Here is a 17,141-nt window from a genome sequence, read left to right as displayed (position 1 = left end):
TGGTCATTGCATAACTTATTACGGTTTATATTAAAAAAATCGTAAAATCTCTTAAAAAATTGGCAATGATTTATCTAAAACCATTTGAAATTTAATAAAAGAATAAGGAGTTACCGCATGACGAACAATACAGATAGTATGAAGGCGACAGTCGACACAGAGACTTGGCAACTTAATGCATTAACAGAAGCGCTTGGTGACCTAACGTTGACGGTCAATGACAGCCTGTCTGTTGGTCGTGGCAGCGACAACGACGTGGTACTTGGTAGCAAGCAAGTATCGCGTAATCATGCGGTGTTAAGCATCTTAGATGGTCGATTGTATGTCAAAGATTTAGACTCATCGAACGGCACATTTATCAACGAGCAGCGTATCGAAGGTAATACATCGAGCCTTTTACAGGTAGATGATACCATTGGCTTTGCCAGTTTTAGCTTTCAGGTAAATGCGCCACTTGCTGCTACAGATACTGATGTATTAGCGCCCGTAGCAGTAGAGGATTCAGTGGCTGAGACTGAGACAGTGGTTGCTGAAACGACTGCCGAAACGCAGTCTGTCGAAGACTTGACGGTGAGTGAACCTGTTGTTCATGAATCAGTAGCAAAAGAGCCGATTGTTAAGCAAACGGGCATCGAAGCTATTCTGCCTGTGACAGCTGATGTGAAGACAGTACCTGTTGATAGCGCCTCGGATAGAGTAGCAGACTCAGTAGGGGTAGCTGAGACCAGTGTTAAGGAAACAGTTGAACCAGTCTTACAGGAGGCGATTCAGGAGCCTATTGTGAAACAAACGGGCATCAATGAAGTCTTAACGGCTATAGGTAATACCGTGTCCGACACAACTGAAGCGGCACCAATCGCTGCTGCAACTGTAGCAGATGCACAACCTGCTGTAAGTCAGCCAGAAGCCGTCACAGCGAGAGAGGCGGCACCGACAGCATCTGCTCATGATACGTCATTAGTAGAGCAGTCAGCTGTACATGAAAAGCCAGCAGTTGAATCAGAGCATGACAAAACGACTAAAACTGCTCTACAAGAAGAAGCAGATCCCGACATTCTACGAGCCAAGCAGGCGGCAACCGCACAATTTTCTGGCACTGCCAATCTAGGTCAATCTCGTGATCTTGGCACAGAAGGTAATAATGCGATGGATCAGGCTATCAGTAATACAGCCAATGTAGGACAGGCAGAGAAAAAACCAAGCGGTGGTTGGTTTATTTGGGTGTTTATTGCCATCATCATTATTGCGTTAGCATTGTGGTTATTTAACATGGGCGGTGCGTAACCAAGTACTGACCAGTGCGTTTGAGATGCTCTAATCCAAGCGGGCTTTGGTATAATTATTAGCCAACTGTTAGCTACTATCGGCTAATAGTCCAGCAACCCTCACGAATATGTCACTTTGATAGCGTCAACATTCAATAGAGTGTTGACGCTATATTTTATTTAACAGTCTGCTGTTTTATCTTTTGCCAATATTTTGTTAAGAGAGCATTATTATGATGAACTTTGAAGAATATCAAGCTTTTAAAGACCGTGGCTTTAGTCATGCTCCACTGATAAAAAAACGTCTAATGGACGCACAGACACCAGTATCTGTATTTTCTAAAGTACGTGATTTAAGCGGCTCTGCATATTTATTTGAGTCTGTCGTAGGCGGGGAGCGTTGGGCACGATATTCGATGATTGGTTTAGGTAGTGATCTCATTTTGCAGTATGCCGATGGTAATATGACCGTCAAAAAAAATGACCATACCGATGTCGATGCAGTCGCTGACCCGTTTGACTATATCCGTCAGCTAATGGCGCAATATAAGATGCCAACAGTCGAGGATATTGCAACGCTACCGAGCTTTAGCGGCGGCTTGGTAGGTTACTTTGGCTATGACATGGTGAGGGTTATCGAGCCAAGCGTGGGTTTGTCAGGCGCCCCCAATCCGATGACAATGCCGGATATGTGGCTGATGCTGTCAATGAGCGTGATTGTTTTTGACAGTTTAGAAAATACGTTATCTATCATCGTTTATGCTGATTGTCACACTGAAGATGGCTATAGCAATGCCATCCGCGAGCTAGAAAAAATTGAAGAAAAACTGGCAGAAATGCCAAATCTGAGCGCACCCGTAATGCCGACGCCGACATTTACCTCACAAACAGGCGCGCAGAAATATTGTCATGATGTCAATAAAATAAAGGATTACATTTTAGCAGGCGATGTCATGCAAGTCGTTCCTGCGCAGCGTTTGACGGCGGATTATACTGGCGACTCATTAGCAGTCTATCGTGCTCTACGATTTTTGAACCCATCGCCGTATTTATTCTTGGTGCATGGTTACACCCTCGATGATCACAAGCGTTTCGACATTATTGGAGCATCCCCTGAGATATTATCACGTATCGAAAATGGCAAAGTGACGGTACGACCATTGGCGGGTACTCGTAGACGCGGAAAAAATGAAGCGGAAGATTTAGCGCTTGAAAAAGAGCTGCTGAGTGATAAAAAAGAGATCGCTGAGCACTTGATGCTTATCGATTTGGGTCGTAATGATATTGGCCGCGTTTGTGAATATGGCAGTGTCAAAGTCACCGAAAAGATGTTTGTCGAGCGTTATTCGCAAGTGATGCACATTGCTTCTAATGTTGAAGGGACGATATTGCCCAATAAGGATGCGTTGGATGTTTTTTGTGCGACGTTCCCCGCTGGTACGCTATCAGGTGCGCCCAAAATACGCGCCATGCAAATCATTGACGAGATAGAGCCAGTCCGCCGAACGGTATTTGGCGGCTCAGTCGGTTATCTGGGCTGGCATGGCAACATGGATACCGCCATTGCCATTCGTACTGCAGTCATGCGCCGTGGTAAAATTCATATCCAAGCGGGCGCTGGGGTTGTTGCTGATTCTATTCCAGAAGCAGAGTGGGAAGAGACCAACAAAAAAGCATTAGCGTTGGTCAAAGCGGTAAAAATGGCGTGTAATGGTTTACGGATTCGCTAGGGACTCCAGTCATAAAAACACAGTACGCGGTTATTGTGGAAAAACCGCCTATTTTTTTATTTAAAAAACATCATTATAATCAATCAGTTGTATTTTTTTATTAAAATAATCATAAAAAAGGCAAAAAAGGGCTTGCGTCTTTCAAAAAATTTGATAGAATAGCCACCACTTTAAGAGAACAAGCCGACTTAGCTCAGTTGGTAGAGCAACTGACTTGTAATCAGTAGGTCGCCAGTTCGATCCCGGCAGTCGGCACCATCTCTCTTAAAGTAGCTTTTTATGAATCTGTCTTAAACTAAAGCCATTTTTGTTTAAAGCAACCTAAGGTGGGATTGGGGAGCGGTCAAACCCAACAGACTGTAAATCTGTCGCGAAAGCTTCGAAGGTTCGAATCCTTCTCCCACCACCATATTTTTTAAGTTTGTCATAGCGCCAAGCATACTCTTTATACTTCATGACTCTCGATTAGAGTCTTCCTGAATAAGAGTAATTGCGGGTGTGGTATAATGGTAACACCTTAGCCTTCCAAGCTAATGACGCGGGTTCGATTCCCGCCACCCGCTCCATATATACAACATCGCAAAGATTATCAATAAATCATCACGACAGTCAGTTTTAGTATTGCTGTATCGTGATATTTTTTTTAGTAAATCCATAAGTTGTTTTTTGTGGTTATTAAAAACATGCTCATATAGCTCAGCGGTAGAGCACTCCCTTGGTAAGGGAGAGGTCTTGAGTTCAATTCTCAATATGAGCTCCATTTATTGTTTAAACCTCTTGTGTTTGCTTTACCATCTTTAAACAGTTCGTGTCGATATCGAAATTACAAAATATTGAAAATTATAAATTACAGTGTAGCAAATAATATTTAAGGGTGACACTGAGGTGTTGCCTTTTAGTGCTGTCAATTTATTAAGTTATCAATACATGAGTAAGTATCTAAGATAAAAGTATCTAGGTTCGGCAGGTTCCAATATTATTAATGATTTACACTAAGATAAAGTAGTGCAACAGCGATAATGTATAATATCTTGTAATGTTGACTAGATTAAAAAATACGTATAATGCTTAAACCTATGTGTGCAGCATTGAAATGCATGATCTGAGCACATATATACAGTCGTAAAGTGATCAAACAGTTTTAGTAGATAAGCCATAGCGTCAACGGTTTGATGGTTCTGTATGCATCATGAGCCGTCAAACAGCTATTCACCGATCTTTGATTGATAAAGATTCACCAAAAAAAGAGGAAATACCCATGGCAAAGGCCAAGTTTGAACGCGTAAAGCCACACGTCAACGTCGGTACAATCGGACACGTTGACCACGGTAAAACAACCCTAACAGCTGCCATCGCAACTGTAGCCGCAATCACCTCTGGTGGCGAAGCCAAAGACTACGCGTCTATTGACTCAGCACCAGAAGAAAAAGCACGTGGCATCACCATCAACACCTCACACGTAGAATATGACACCCCAGCACGTCACTACGCTCACGTCGATTGCCCAGGTCACGCCGATTATGTTAAAAACATGATCACCGGTGCCGCTCAAATGGACGGCGCAATCCTAGTCGTATCAGCAACTGACGGCCCAATGCCACAAACCCGTGAGCACATCCTGCTTTCACGTCAGGTTGGCGTACCGTACATCATCGTATTCATGAACAAATGTGATGTTGTTGATGACGAAGAATTGCTAGAACTCGTAGAAATGGAAGTTCGTGAACTTCTTAATGACTACGACTTCCCAGGTGATGATACCCCAATCATCCATGGTTCAGCGACTGAAGCCCTAAAAGGCTCACAAGAAAAATACGGCCAACCAGCGGTTGTAGAACTTCTTAACGTTCTTGACACCTACATCCCAGAGCCAGAGCGTGACGTTGACAAAGCATTCCTAATGCCAATCGAAGACGTATTCTCAATCTCAGGCCGTGGTACTGTAGTAACAGGTCGTGTTGAATCTGGTATCGTACGCGTAGGCGACGAAATCGAAATCGTCGGTATCCGTGACACTCAAAAAACCACCTGTACTGGTGTAGAGATGTTCCGTAAACTGCTTGACGAAGGTCGTGCAGGCGAAAACTGTGGCGTACTACTACGTGGTACTAAGCGTGAAGACGTACAACGTGGCCAAGTACTAGCTAAGCCAGGTTCAATCACTCCTCACACCAAGTTTGACGCAGAAGTATACGTACTGTCAAAAGAAGAGGGTGGTCGTCATACTCCATTCCTAAACGGCTATCGTCCACAGTTCTACTTCCGTACTACTGACGTAACTGGTGCAATCCAATTACAAGACGGTACTGAAATGGTTATGCCTGGTGATAACGTTGAGATGGGCGTAGAGCTTATCCACCCAATCGCTATGGACAAAGGTCTTCGCTTCGCAATTCGTGAAGGCGGCCGTACTGTAGGCGCTGGTGTTGTTGCTAACGTACTAAACTAATCTATCAGTCTCAGTAATGAGATTGTAAGTTAGTCATGAAAAAGCCATCCTTGAGAAAGGGTGGCTTTTTTTTGGCTACAAAACAGATAACGGCATAATCAATATTATAATGATAAATATTTGAAATACAGTAAGTGCTATGGTATTTGGGTTTGTATAAATAATAATAAGAGGATACATAATGTTGATGATAAAGGTTTTATCAACCCATAGTGCAGATTTTGAGCAAGTGCTGCAAGCAGTAGCGGATATTGAAGCCATCGTTCAACCGCAAGATGCTTGGGGCTATCAGACATTGGTGGAATCACTCAAACAAGATAGCATGCATCTGCTGATCGTTTATGAGCAAAAAGACAATATTATTATTAATAATACTGTGACAGGCTATTGTTTATATCAAGTGATTTTTGAACAAGCGGAGATTTTACGTATTGGCACTCATCCTGATTATCAACGCCAAGGTATCGCCTCACAGATTTTTGCCAGATTGAATACAGAGTTAAAGACCAGTCAGGTAGAGAGCCTTTTATTAGAGGTGCGCGCAGATAATGCGCCTGCGATAGCCTTATATGAGCAGCAAGAATTTGCTCTCATTCATAAGCGTAAAGGGTATTACCAAACTCCACATCAACCAGCTATTGATGCATTGATTATGCAGCATCTTTACGTCCGAGAATAATTCATGGCATCGAATGGAACCAAATAAACCCGCAGAATAGTAGATGGGTCGGCACTTTTATTATTATTGAGTGGGTATTTTCTTTTTGCAGATTTCAATATTGAGTTTATAGTCATTATCTACTTTCATACGCTCAAGAACGTCGATGCGTTCGCTTAATAGCTCTACCATGAGGCTGATATTGGCTTGCTGTTTTTGTATTTGAGCCAATTTTTGCTGAGTAAGCATCAGTTGTAAATCAACATCCAATTGACCGTCGTAATAATCATTCAGGCTGTCTCTGATTTCAGTGAGTGTAAAGCCAATCGCTTGCGCACTTTTGATTAGCTCAATACGTTCGATACATTCTGGATGAAACTCGGTATATAAACGGGAGCCTGCCTGACGCTTACGAGATTTTAGCAAGCCCAGTTGGTCATAATGACGAACGGTGTCTTTGGTTGTTTGAGCTTTTGTTGCCAGTGTTCCAATCAGTAAGAACGATGTGTCGGGTGCCATGATAACCTCGTCGGTAGGTAGCAGTTGATAAGGTACGAGTTAATAAAGTAGCGATTAACAAACAGACATAAGCTATCAATCACTTCGTCATCGTATTTATTTTAAGATAAGCTGCCAAGGTTCTATGGTATCAAGTAACGATACGGCGAGTGGTTTGTGAGAGTTATTTTGCCATTTGACAGTGCTATTAGCCGTTAAGAGATCCAATTGAGTCAAAAAGTCAGCACGCGGTAGCGTGGTTGCACCCAAGCTCATCAAATGCTCATTTGGTAGCTGACAGTCGACCAGCGCCACATGGCTTTGTTCACATAAGCGCATTAAACCCCAAAATGCGAACTTTGAGGCGTTAGAGGCGATATGAAACATCGATTCGCCAAAGTAAATGCTACCTATTTTTAGACCATAAAGCCCGCCAATGAGTTGCCCTTTATCATTCCAAACTTCAATGCTATGTGCAAATCCTTGTGCATGCAGTTCGGTATAAGCCTCAATCATTTCATCATGAATCCAAGTATGTTCGCCCTCGGGCTGTTCATTATTGAGGCGATCACTGCGCGGTAAACTACAGGCATGAATAACGTCATCAAAAGCTTGATTCAAGGTTAATTGCCAACGCTCGCGGATGGCTTGCTTACGCAGCGACTTGCTTGGCTTATAATTGGTTGGCACCATCACACAGCGCGGTTCAGGGCACCACCATGCAATTGGTTCATCTTCATTAAACCAAGGAAACAGACCCTGCGCGTAAGCAGAAATCAATGTTTCGGCTGCCAAATCTCCTCCGATAGCGACGATACCAATGCCGTCAGGATCAACCATTAAAGGGTCAGGAAAGTCATAACGCCCAAGACTTTTTAAGGTCTCAGGCGTGATGTGCTCATTGTTGTATTGAGAGAAATTACCCATTTAGGCTTCTTTATCAGCAGTCAATGTTGACGCATAAGTATGGTCAGCGGCTGTAGCTTCGCCAATCGCATCCAAGTATTTTTCAGCATCTAGCGCGGCCATACAGCCCGTACCAGCAGAAGTGATAGCTTGACGATAGACATGGTCTGCGACATCGCCTGCGGCAAATACACCTTCGATGCTGGTTTGTGTGGCATTGCCGTCTAAGCCGCTTTTGACAATAAGATAGCCGTCTTTCATATCCAGCTGACCTTTAAATAAGTCTGTATTCGGTTTATGACCAATCGCGACAAACATGCCAAACACGTCTAACTGTTTGGTGCTGCCATCAATCATAGATTCGATGATTACGCCATTGACGCCCATGTCATCGCCGACGACTTCTTTGACTTTATGATTCCACTCGATTTTAATATTACCGTTTTTGACCTTTTCAAACAATTTATCTTGGAGGATTTTTTCAGAGCGTAAGCTATCACGGCGATGCACCAAGGTCACTTCAGCAGCGATATTTGATAAATACAATGCTTCTTCGACAGCCGTATTACCACCACCAATCACCGCGACTTTCTGATCTTTATAAAAGAAACCATCACAAGTTGCACACGCTGATACGCCTAGGCCACGGAATTTGGTTTCCGACTCCAACCCTAAATACTGTGCTGATGCACCAGTCGAGATAATAAGCGCATCACAAGTGTAGCTACCGTTATTACCCGTCAGCTCAAAAGGGCGCACGTTTAAATTAACTTCATTGACATGGTCATAAACCAATTCAGTACCAAAGCGCTCGGCATGGGCTTTCATGCGATCCATCAATGCAGGACCCGTTAAATCATGCGCATCGCCCGGCCAGTTATCGACTTCAGTGGTGGTAGTTAGCTGTCCACCTACTTCCATGCCCGTGACCATAACAGGTTTGAGGTTGGCACGTGCTGCATACACAGCCGCTGCATAACCAGCAGGGCCTGAGCCTAGGATAATGAGTTTTTCGTGACGTGGAGCGGTATTGTCAGTTGCCATGAGTTATTCCTTGCTAAATATAAATGTTAAAAATACGAGTAAACAATATAATAAAAAACAGTCTTCAAAATTGATGCTAATGGGATTTTCTAATCGCTGCGTGATAATAACATAAGGGCATTGGACGAAAAGTACAAGTTTGCTAAAACAAACACAGGTATGATTACAATCAAAGTATATTTCTCTTGAAATATTATGGTTAGAAACCGCTGGTATTTTATAGGTCTTGTCTAATATGACTGTCCTTGTTCTGTTCGTTATATTTTGCGAGTGACATAGGTTTTTGCTTAAACCGTATGATTTTTGCCTAAACCGTATACAGACTGATTTTATTGCACGCTTTCTTTGTAAGACGGTCGCCACTATCCCTATGTATTTGTTATTATAAGAAGTTATGCCAAGTGTGCCAAAGGCAAAAAGAAGGCTGTTGTATATCGCTTTTATAATAGACAATGTTTTCTGTACACTTCGCTAAGTGCGTTTGTATCAGCACTTTATATCCAACCCTTTATCAGCGCTTTATGTCAGCATGATTAGGCTTAGTCATGCATTGGCGACCATTTAGTATTAATAACAAGGCAGATCTTACGTGATATCAGCACCGCTTATTGAGTATTTAAAAAAGGGAATATTTACCCTCCTTGGGTTAATACTGGCCGTTTATCTATTTGTCATTTTGATGACATATACCAGTAACGATCCTAGTTGGTCGCATATCAGTAGCGATATGACCACGATTAATAATGTAGGCGGTGAATCGGGTGCTTGGTTATCTGACTTGCTTTATAGCTTCTTTGGTTTTGGTGCATGGTGGCTGCTGGCGTTTGTGGTTTATGAGTCTATCCTTATTTGGTGGGACAACAAGCCAACGTTTTGGCTGATGCGAGTGGTTGCTTATGTGTTTTTATTATTAAGTGCCAGTGCTTTGTTCGCACAATTGGTGGCGTTAGTACAGCAATTGACCAATCCAGGAACGCTAGGGCTGGAAAGCGTGGCTGGTGGCATTATTGGATTTGAACTACAGGCGCGTTTGGCACAGCTTTTATCGCAGTGGGGGAGTGTGATTTTCTTGACGGCATTCGTCATTATTACCGCAACTTTTGCCTTTAATATTCATTGGCTAGCGATTTATGAGAAGGTTAAGGCGCTATCGTGGCTTGGCTCAGGGGTGAAGCGTCAGGGTAGGATGCACGATAGCGTATCAACCACGCCAGAAAACATTAATGCCAAGCAAAATGATGAAAACACAGCCAAGAGTAACGCGAAAAAAGACGCAGCCGATCACGAGCAGCTGCCACTTGAGTTACAAGTTGCTGGCAATGCTCAAGCCGTAGACAACAGTGGTCGGTTCAGCAATGTGTTGTCAGAGTTTTTGGCAACGTCAGGGTTGGCTGAGAGCGTTAAAGCTTCTGTAGTTGCCGCAACACAAGCGGCGATGCCTAATTCAGCTGCTAAATCTAGTCGTGAGAATAGTGAGCCTGTCCCTGTCTCAGTAGAAACACCTAGCAGTACTGTTCAAAATCTAGCAAGTCATACGACTACATCGACGCCGTCAAGTCCTGCCATGACTGCTATCCGTAAAGTCGAGCCAAGCTTTGCTTGGAATGACGCCAATACTGTCGATGACTTATTAGCCAGCGAGCAAATGGCTTATCACGCTAATAATATGAACACTTCTGATTCAGCCGCTACTACTTCTGTATCTGCTGATAGCAATACTGACTCGTTAGAGACAGCGGTGCTAGACTCTACAGCGATATCAGCCGCAGAGATGTCCGAAGCTCAATCAACAGAGAACTTGCAGTCAACAGCTCAGCCATCAATAAATGAGCTGGTATACGGTGAGACGGCTGACGAAACGGATAATGAGCCTAAATTGTTTGAGTTAGAGGATAAAGTGGAGGCCGTTGATATACTGGCTGATGCATGGTTGGCAGAGCATGCGGATGTCTCAACATCTACAGCTATGCAGTCTGTAGAAACAGGGCAACCTGCAGGAACAGTGCAAGCAGCCAATATGACTGAGCTGCCCAGACAAGCAGCAGTCACAGCGCCTGCGACAGACTCATCTAATAGCGAAATGAACGACTTTACTGATAAATGGTTTGATGAAGAACCTGAACTGTCAGAGGATTCCGAAACTTCTTCTGTATCTAATGAAGCGAGTGTCGCCAAAGTAGTAGACGTGGTTGAACCAGTTGCGTCAGTCGCTGATATGACGCCGACCAATACGCCACCGTCTAATCCTAAACTGCCGCCTACGGTAGAAACCCGCGTCACAGCGTCAGCTATTGAACCAATGGTTGCGCCTAAACCAACGGTAAGTTTTGCGGTACCTGAGGGCGATAGTAGCAATCATATCACTGACATGATGCCAGAGGATGACAGCGCTGAGGATGTCAATGCGCCCGTTATGCCAGATATTAGTGATGATGCCGCCTTCAGTCAAAAATCACGCTCGATGCAAACAGCTGCCTATCGCAGTAGCCTAACGCCTATTCCAGAGATTTCTATTTTGGATAAGCCAGACCCTGATCGTAAGCCCAGTTATACCGTCGCCGAGCTTGAGCAATTATCAGAGTTACTAGAGATTAAATTACAAGAATTTAATGTAAAGGCGAATGTGGTCAACGCCATTCCGGGTCCTGTTGTCACCCGCTTTGAAGTCGAGCTTGCTGCTGGAGTAAAAGCCAGTAAGGTTACCGGTATTTCACGTGATTTGGCGCGCTCGTTATCGATGGCGTCTTTACGTGTGGTTGAAGTCATTCCGGGTAAGCCGTATATCGGTATCGAAGTACCCAATAAGCAGCGCGAAATGGTACGTTTGATTGAGCTATTGAATACCGAAAAATTCCAAGATCCTAAAGCCCAAATCAGCATGGCGATGGGTAAGGATATCGGTGGTAATGCCATCATTACTGACCTTGCGCGCGCGCCGCATATGTTGGTTGCTGGGACTACAGGTTCGGGTAAATCGGTATTGGTCAACTCGATGCTACTATCGATGCTACTCAAATATACGCCAAATGAGCTGCGTCTCATTTTGATTGATCCAAAGCAGCTCGAGCTTGCCAACTATAATGATATTCCACATCTATTAACACCAGTCGTCACTGATATGACTGAAGCGGCCAGTGCTTTGTCATGGTGCGTGGCAGAGATGGAACGTCGCTATCAACTGATGAGTTTACTCAAAGTGCGTAAGCTTAATGAGTTTAACAAAAAGGTCATTGCTGCTGAAAAATCGGGCAATCCGATGCTTGATCCTTTGTGGCGACCTAATGACAGCGTGAGTATCAGCCAAGCACCGAAGCTAAAAACTTTGCCGATGATTGTCATTGTCGCGGATGAGTTTGCCGATATGATTATGCAGGTTGGTAAACAAGCCGAAGAGCTTATCACCCGTCTTGCACAAAAATCACGCGCAGCAGGTATCCATTTAATGCTGGCTACCCAGCGTCCATCGGTCGATGTAATTACTGGCTTGATTAAAGCCAATATTCCTGTGCGGGCGGCACTACGAGTGAACTCAAAAGTAGATTCGCGGACGATTCTGGACAGTGGCGGTGCCGAAGACATGCTGGGTAATGGTGATATGCTCTTTCTAGGACCTGGGCAAATTGAGCCAGATCGTGTGCATGGTGCCTATGTCAGCGATGAAGAGGTCAACCGTGTTTGTGACGCGTGGCGCGAACGCGGTGCGCCTGATTATATTGATAATATGGCAGGCAACTTTGAACTGTCTAGTCCTAGTGGCGGTGGTAGTACGGCGAATGCATCTGGTGAGGATGACGATCTTTATAACGATGCTGTGGCCTTTATTATGGAGACGCGAAAAGTTTCTGCTTCTAGTATCCAGCGTAAATTTAGCATCGGCTATAACCGTGCCGCACGTATCGTAGATTCCATGGAGGACGCGGGGTTGGTCAGCTCAATGGGCAAAAGCGGTAAGCGTGAGCTATTAATGTAGCGTTTAGACTTTATTAGACAATAAAAAAGACGAGTCACAGAAGTGGTTCGTCTTTTTTATCGGAAAAATATGATAACGCTCATGTCTGAATGACCAATCAGTTTTTTTATCAATTATCAGCACTCGTTTTTTATACTAAACTGACCTTTGTTGATAGCATAAATATCACTCAATTTTCAGAAATTTTAGGTTTATTACTCAGCAAGGACGCTACTATGTTTAAAGAATATACCCAATATGATGCCATAGCATTGGCGGCATTGGTCAATGCAGGTGAAGTCAGCGCTAAAGAGTTGTTAGATGCTGCCGTCTATCAAGCCAATACACTCAATCCCAAATTAAACGCCATCATCCATCGTTTTGATGACCGTGCTTATCATGCTGCACAGGCGGGATTACCCTCAGGTATATTCAATAGTGTGCCTTATCTGCTCAAAGATTTGTCATTTAGCTTTGCCGATGAGCCAATCACGATGGGCAGTCGTAGTGTTAATATCATCTCTGAGAGCGACAGTGAAATCGTCAAGCGAATGAAAGCCACAGGTGTGAATACCTTTGGCAAGACCAATACGCCAGAATTTGGTTTAATCATTACCACTGAACCAAAAGCCCATGGTGCGACTCATAACCCTTTCAAAAAAGGTTACAGCTCTGGCGGTTCATCGGGCGGTAGTGCAGCATCAGTAGCGAGCGGTATCGTACCGATGGCGGGCGCGGGTGATGGTGGTGGCTCGATACGCTTCCCTGCTGCTTGGTGCGGCGCGTTTGGACTCAAACCCAGCCGTGGTCGTAACCCGATAGGCCCTAAATTCGGGGAAGGCTGGGAAGGTGCAGTCGCAGATCACGTGATTACCCGCAGCGTACGTGACAGTGCCGCGATGCTCGACGCTACAAATGGCGCAGAGATTGGTGCGCCTTATGTCATCGCGCCACCTGATGGCACATTTTTGCAAGCTGCGATGCGCGCACCAAGGCAATTAACCATTGCCTTGCATCAACAGCCATTGATTGCCAATACTGTGGTGGATAAAGAAGTGTTAGCCGTATTAGAGCAAACGGCTAAGCAGCTAGAAGCCATGGGTCATCGCGTCATACCCGCTGAGCCGAATATCAATATCGAGCAGTTTTGGCATGACTTTATGGTGGTGGTCTGCACCCATACCGCTTTTACCATTGATAATATTGAGCGTGACTTTGGGGCAGAACATATCAAAAACCTAGAGCCACAAACCTACAATATGGCATTGCTGGGTCGCTCATTATCAGCCGTTGATTTGGCGCATGCTAAGCATGGTTGGCATCACAGTCAGTATCAAACTGGCTTGCTACTTGAAACCTATGATATGATTTTATGTCCGACCGTGCCGACACCTTCAGTTAAGCATGGTGTATTGCCACCAAGTGTTATGGATGAAATGCTCATGCGTAGCGCAGGATTGCTCAATAAGGGCATCGATATGGGTAAGTATGCCTTTAGCTCAGGTATGATCGAAAAGCTTAGTCAGCCTGTGCTGGGCAAAATGGCCTTTACACTACTGGGTAATATCACGGGATTGCCAGCGATGTCATTACCGGTAGGAATGAGTAAAAAAGGTTTGCCAATTGGGATGCAGCTGATTGGGCGTATGAATGATGAAGCGACATTATTCAGTGTGGCAGGGGAGATGGAGCGAGCAGGGTTGTTTACCAAGGCAGCCTTTGAGAAGTAAGTTTGCATTCTATCGATTAAGTAATGATTACTCAATCAAATCGATAAATATCCATGCCCAAGCTATGATGCGCCATGCTTTGATGGACAACTGAGACACGCTGACCTGTACCTAAGGCAAAAAACAATGGCAACAGATGCTCGTCACTCGGATGAATATCTTTATAGTCAGGATATTGCTGCCAATCTAAAGCACTAGGAATGTCTGTTTTGAGCTGTTGTAGCAGCCATTGCTTAAATGCTTTAGCCGTTTGGTCAACACTATCTGCTTGCCAGCGTAATGCTCGCAGATTATGGGTAATGTTACCTGAACCAATGATAAGTATTTGCTCTTCACGTAGGCGCGCTAGCTGCGCACCCAATTGATAACAGGCGATACTGTCATAATGCTGCGGTAGAGAAACCTGTACGATAGGTATCTCAGCCTCTGGATATAAGTGGCTGAGCGGTGCCCACACCCCATGATCGCAAGCCCGCACCGGATTGACGCTACAAGTAATACCGCGTGCAGTGAGCTGCTGGGCAAGGGATTCAGCAAGTGCTGGCTGACCAGATGCAGGGTATTGAAGCTCATATAGCTCAGGTGGAAAACCTGAAAAATCGTGCCAAGTCTTAGGTTGCGGATTACTGCTCATTTCGAGTTTGGCGGATTGCCAATGCGCTGACATAATCAGGATGGCACGTGGCTTTGGTAAGTTTTGCCCAATACGTGCCAGTGCACTGGTCGTGGCAGATTGTTCAATGGCAAGCGTGGGTGCGCCATGCGAGATAAACAACGCTGGTAGCTTAGCCACATTTGATTTTAAAATAGGCGCATCTGTCCAAACGCCAGTCGCCGTGATCGGCGTTGGCGAATGAGAGTACGAGTCATCAGGCTGATGAATTGAATGAGGGGCGTTAGGTGTCGCATGTTTTGGATATTTCATGTAGCGTTTATTAGGGCGCGCCGCGATTTTTCAATCGCTTCTATCATTGATATTGTTGCCCATAAACTATCAGCACAGAATCTCGGCAAAAAATATTAGCACAGAGTATGGCAGTGTTTAATGACTGCTTAGTTGCCACGATGATAAGGATGATTGTTGTTGATACTCATCGCGCGATACAATTGTTCCATTAGCACAACACGTACCAGCGGATGCGGTAATGTCAGCGCTGATAGTGACAATTTTACATCGGCTTTGGCTAATACTTCTGGCGATACGCCGTCTGCACCGCCGATCACCAGTGCAATATCATCGCCTTGCTGCATGCCATTAGCTAATTTATCAGCCAGCCCTTCTGTCGAAATCATCTTACCTTTGACATCCAATACCCATAGTTGCTCACGCCCTGAGGCATTATGAGCGGCTAGTATTGACTGTCCTTCTTGCTCACGGTATTGTGCCAAATTGGCATCAGACGGGTTTTTTGCACGCTTTGCGGCAGCAATTTCCACGATTTCTGTACTGAGCATAGGTTGGATACGCTTAAAATACTCATCGAACCCCGTCTGTACCCATTTAGGCATTTTATTACCGACGGTTAAAATCCTTACTTTCATAGCCAGTACCACTTTAATTTTAGTCATTAGTAAAATATAACAAAAGAATTCTATGCTTAAGTGAACGTAACAAACAACCTTTTTACCCTGTCGTTTTTGATGATTTACTAATCTTGGATAAACAATAGGTCTTACATCAAGGGCTGTATGGTTTGCGAGACACTATCTTCTGTATTTTGGTCATTACCACTAGCATCAGTTGGGCTGGGTTTTGGAATAATAGTAAGCTTGGCATCAGATTCAAAAACGATGGCTTCAACATCATCAAAACGATGCACTCCTTCAGAGCGCATCGCACATTCAATTTCTTGACGAGTCAGCCGCTCAGCGCGCATGGCATCTGGCAAAAACTGCCCCTGATAAAAAACAATACGCGGCTCTGACAAAATAAAACTGCTAAATTGCGGTGAGATAGAGGCGTATTTCGTAACTAAAAACTGCAATAAATAAAGTACTAAAATCGATGAAATCCCTTCGACAAAGGGAATGTCTTTGAGCAGAATAGTACTGGCACCAAGTGAACCGATCATCACGGTGACGATCCAATCAAAATTATTGAGCTGTGAGGTGGAGCGTTTACCTGAGATTTTGGTCACCAGTACGATTAACACATAAACCATGACTGTCGTCAAAACGATGCGTCCAAGCTTGTCTATATTGTCAAAAAAAACCATGTCCATGATAAATGCTCCTATTAAAATATAAAATCGTTAATCACCTAAAATCATTCAAAAGGCTGCTCATTAAAGTTAGCCTAACGGATTTTATGTATTAATAGGGAGAAAAATTTGTAGCACCTTGTAGAGGTTCGGCTGAGGTCTTCTCGCTCACATAGTTTTTCGTTTAGGGTCAAGCAGGCGATTGATCGCCCAAAGACTGATGCGAGCACTGACCAGTGTCAGCACCAATATCATCACCAGCGATGAGACCAATGGCAGTGGTTGCTGGACGGCCATCTCTAGTAAGACTTCGCGATTTACCGCATCAAACAACCAAAACCATATAGCTAAGAAGTAAATGACAGTCAGTAGCCAGACCACCGCGACTCCGCCAAACATTAAGCGATTGATTTCACCGCTATTCAATGCGCGCTGCTGATGTTTGACAAATTTACGAACCGCGATATAAGCCCCGATAATGATAGACAATACCGTTACCAGTTGCGAATTCAAAGCAAGCTTGGTTTGAATCATCATAAATATTGCGCTGGCAAGCGTATAGCCAATCGCGAAATATCCTACATATTGTGCCAATTTAGGTTGCGCTGACTCATGGTTTTTCGGCAGCGGCTTGCCACCTGAATGAGTCTTGGATTTATTGAGATTGGTTGTCTTGCGTGACATAAGTGAACCTTTATAAAGGTGAAAAAT

At 44.2% G+C, this 17,141-nt stretch carries 13 protein-coding genes and 4 tRNA genes; 10 read left to right on the top strand and 7 right to left on the bottom strand.

The window, feature by feature from the left end; translation table 11 throughout:
• Positions 1 to 117: 117 nt before the first annotated feature.
• The 8 genes from JMW94_RS04675 (at position 118) to rimI (ending at position 6,123) form a co-directional block, all read left to right on the top strand.
• Positions 118 to 1,284, top strand: coding sequence for an FHA domain-containing protein (locus tag JMW94_RS04675; RefSeq protein ID WP_201602037.1), 1,167 nt, complete (start codon positions 118 to 120; stop codon positions 1,282 to 1,284).
• 214 nt (positions 1,285 to 1,498) lie between these two features.
• A complete protein-coding gene (locus tag JMW94_RS04670; RefSeq protein WP_201602018.1) occupies positions 1,499 to 2,995 on the top strand; it encodes an anthranilate synthase component I family protein in 1,497 nt (498 codons plus the stop codon).
• A 182-nt stretch (positions 2,996 to 3,177) separates the two neighbouring features.
• Positions 3,178 to 3,253: transfer RNA gene (locus JMW94_RS04665), tRNA-Thr, on the top strand.
• A gap of 67 nt (positions 3,254 to 3,320) precedes the next feature.
• Positions 3,321 to 3,404 (top strand) — tRNA-Tyr (locus JMW94_RS04660).
• Positions 3,405 to 3,487: 83 nt separating this feature from the next.
• Positions 3,488 to 3,561 (top strand) — tRNA-Gly (locus tag JMW94_RS04655).
• Positions 3,562 to 3,680: 119 nt separating this feature from the next.
• Positions 3,681 to 3,755, top strand: a tRNA-Thr gene (locus JMW94_RS04650).
• A gap of 498 nt (positions 3,756 to 4,253) precedes the next feature.
• Entirely contained in the window at positions 4,254 to 5,444 is a 1,191-nt protein-coding gene (gene tuf / locus JMW94_RS04645) for an elongation factor Tu (protein WP_055124836.1), read from the top strand.
• 181 nt (positions 5,445 to 5,625) lie between these two features.
• Positions 5,626 to 6,123 carry a ribosomal protein S18-alanine N-acetyltransferase gene (gene rimI, locus JMW94_RS04640; protein WP_201602015.1) on the top strand — a complete coding sequence of 166 codons (498 nt, stop codon included), beginning with the start codon at positions 5,626 to 5,628 and terminating at the stop codon, positions 6,121 to 6,123.
• Between the two features lie 63 nt (positions 6,124 to 6,186).
• Here rimI and JMW94_RS04635 read toward each other — a convergent pair whose 3' ends face one another.
• The 3 genes from JMW94_RS04635 to trxB form a co-directional block, all read right to left on the bottom strand.
• Entirely contained in the window at positions 6,187 to 6,621 is a 435-nt protein-coding gene (locus JMW94_RS04635) for a MerR family transcriptional regulator (protein ID WP_045447676.1), read from the bottom strand.
• Positions 6,622 to 6,717: 96 nt separating this feature from the next.
• A complete protein-coding gene (gene aat / locus JMW94_RS04630) occupies positions 6,718 to 7,527 on the bottom strand; it encodes a leucyl/phenylalanyl-tRNA--protein transferase (protein WP_201602012.1) in 810 nt (269 codons plus the stop codon).
• Entirely contained in the window at positions 7,528 to 8,550 is a 1,023-nt protein-coding gene (trxB, locus tag JMW94_RS04625; RefSeq protein WP_193007872.1) for a thioredoxin-disulfide reductase, read from the bottom strand. It abuts the gene before it with no gap.
• Between the two features lie 589 nt (positions 8,551 to 9,139).
• Between trxB and JMW94_RS04620 the strand changes: the two genes are divergently transcribed.
• Positions 9,140 to 12,520: a DNA translocase FtsK gene (locus JMW94_RS04620; protein WP_201602009.1), complete on the top strand. Its 3,381-nt coding sequence runs from the start codon at positions 9,140 to 9,142 to the stop codon at positions 12,518 to 12,520.
• A 215-nt stretch (positions 12,521 to 12,735) separates the two neighbouring features.
• Positions 12,736 to 14,229 carry an amidase gene (locus JMW94_RS04615; protein ID WP_201553048.1) on the top strand — a complete coding sequence of 498 codons (1,494 nt, stop codon included), beginning with the start codon at positions 12,736 to 12,738 and terminating at the stop codon, positions 14,227 to 14,229.
• Positions 14,230 to 14,260: 31 nt separating this feature from the next.
• Here JMW94_RS04615 and JMW94_RS04610 read toward each other — a convergent pair whose 3' ends face one another.
• The 4 genes from JMW94_RS04610 to JMW94_RS04595 form a co-directional block, all read right to left on the bottom strand.
• Positions 14,261 to 15,154 (bottom strand): DODA-type extradiol aromatic ring-opening family dioxygenase, encoded by an 894-nt coding sequence (locus tag JMW94_RS04610; protein WP_201601993.1) that lies wholly within the window; start codon positions 15,152 to 15,154, stop codon positions 14,261 to 14,263.
• A 128-nt stretch (positions 15,155 to 15,282) separates the two neighbouring features.
• Positions 15,283 to 15,771 carry a 23S rRNA (pseudouridine(1915)-N(3))-methyltransferase RlmH gene (rlmH, locus tag JMW94_RS04605; RefSeq protein ID WP_201601990.1) on the bottom strand — a complete coding sequence of 163 codons (489 nt, stop codon included), beginning with the start codon at positions 15,769 to 15,771 and terminating at the stop codon, positions 15,283 to 15,285.
• A gap of 131 nt (positions 15,772 to 15,902) precedes the next feature.
• Positions 15,903 to 16,451, bottom strand: coding sequence for a DUF421 domain-containing protein (locus tag JMW94_RS04600; protein ID WP_201601987.1), 549 nt, complete (start codon positions 16,449 to 16,451; stop codon positions 15,903 to 15,905).
• A 147-nt stretch (positions 16,452 to 16,598) separates the two neighbouring features.
• Entirely contained in the window at positions 16,599 to 17,114 is a 516-nt protein-coding gene (locus tag JMW94_RS04595) for an ABZJ_00895 family protein (protein ID WP_201601984.1), read from the bottom strand.
• Positions 17,115 to 17,141: the final 27 nt, after the last annotated feature.

This window comes from Psychrobacter immobilis, from assembly GCF_904846185.1.
In the GTDB taxonomy this organism is placed as follows: domain Bacteria; phylum Pseudomonadota; class Gammaproteobacteria; order Pseudomonadales; family Moraxellaceae; genus Psychrobacter; species Psychrobacter immobilis_B.
This window is presented reverse-complemented; position numbering and strand designations above follow the sequence as displayed.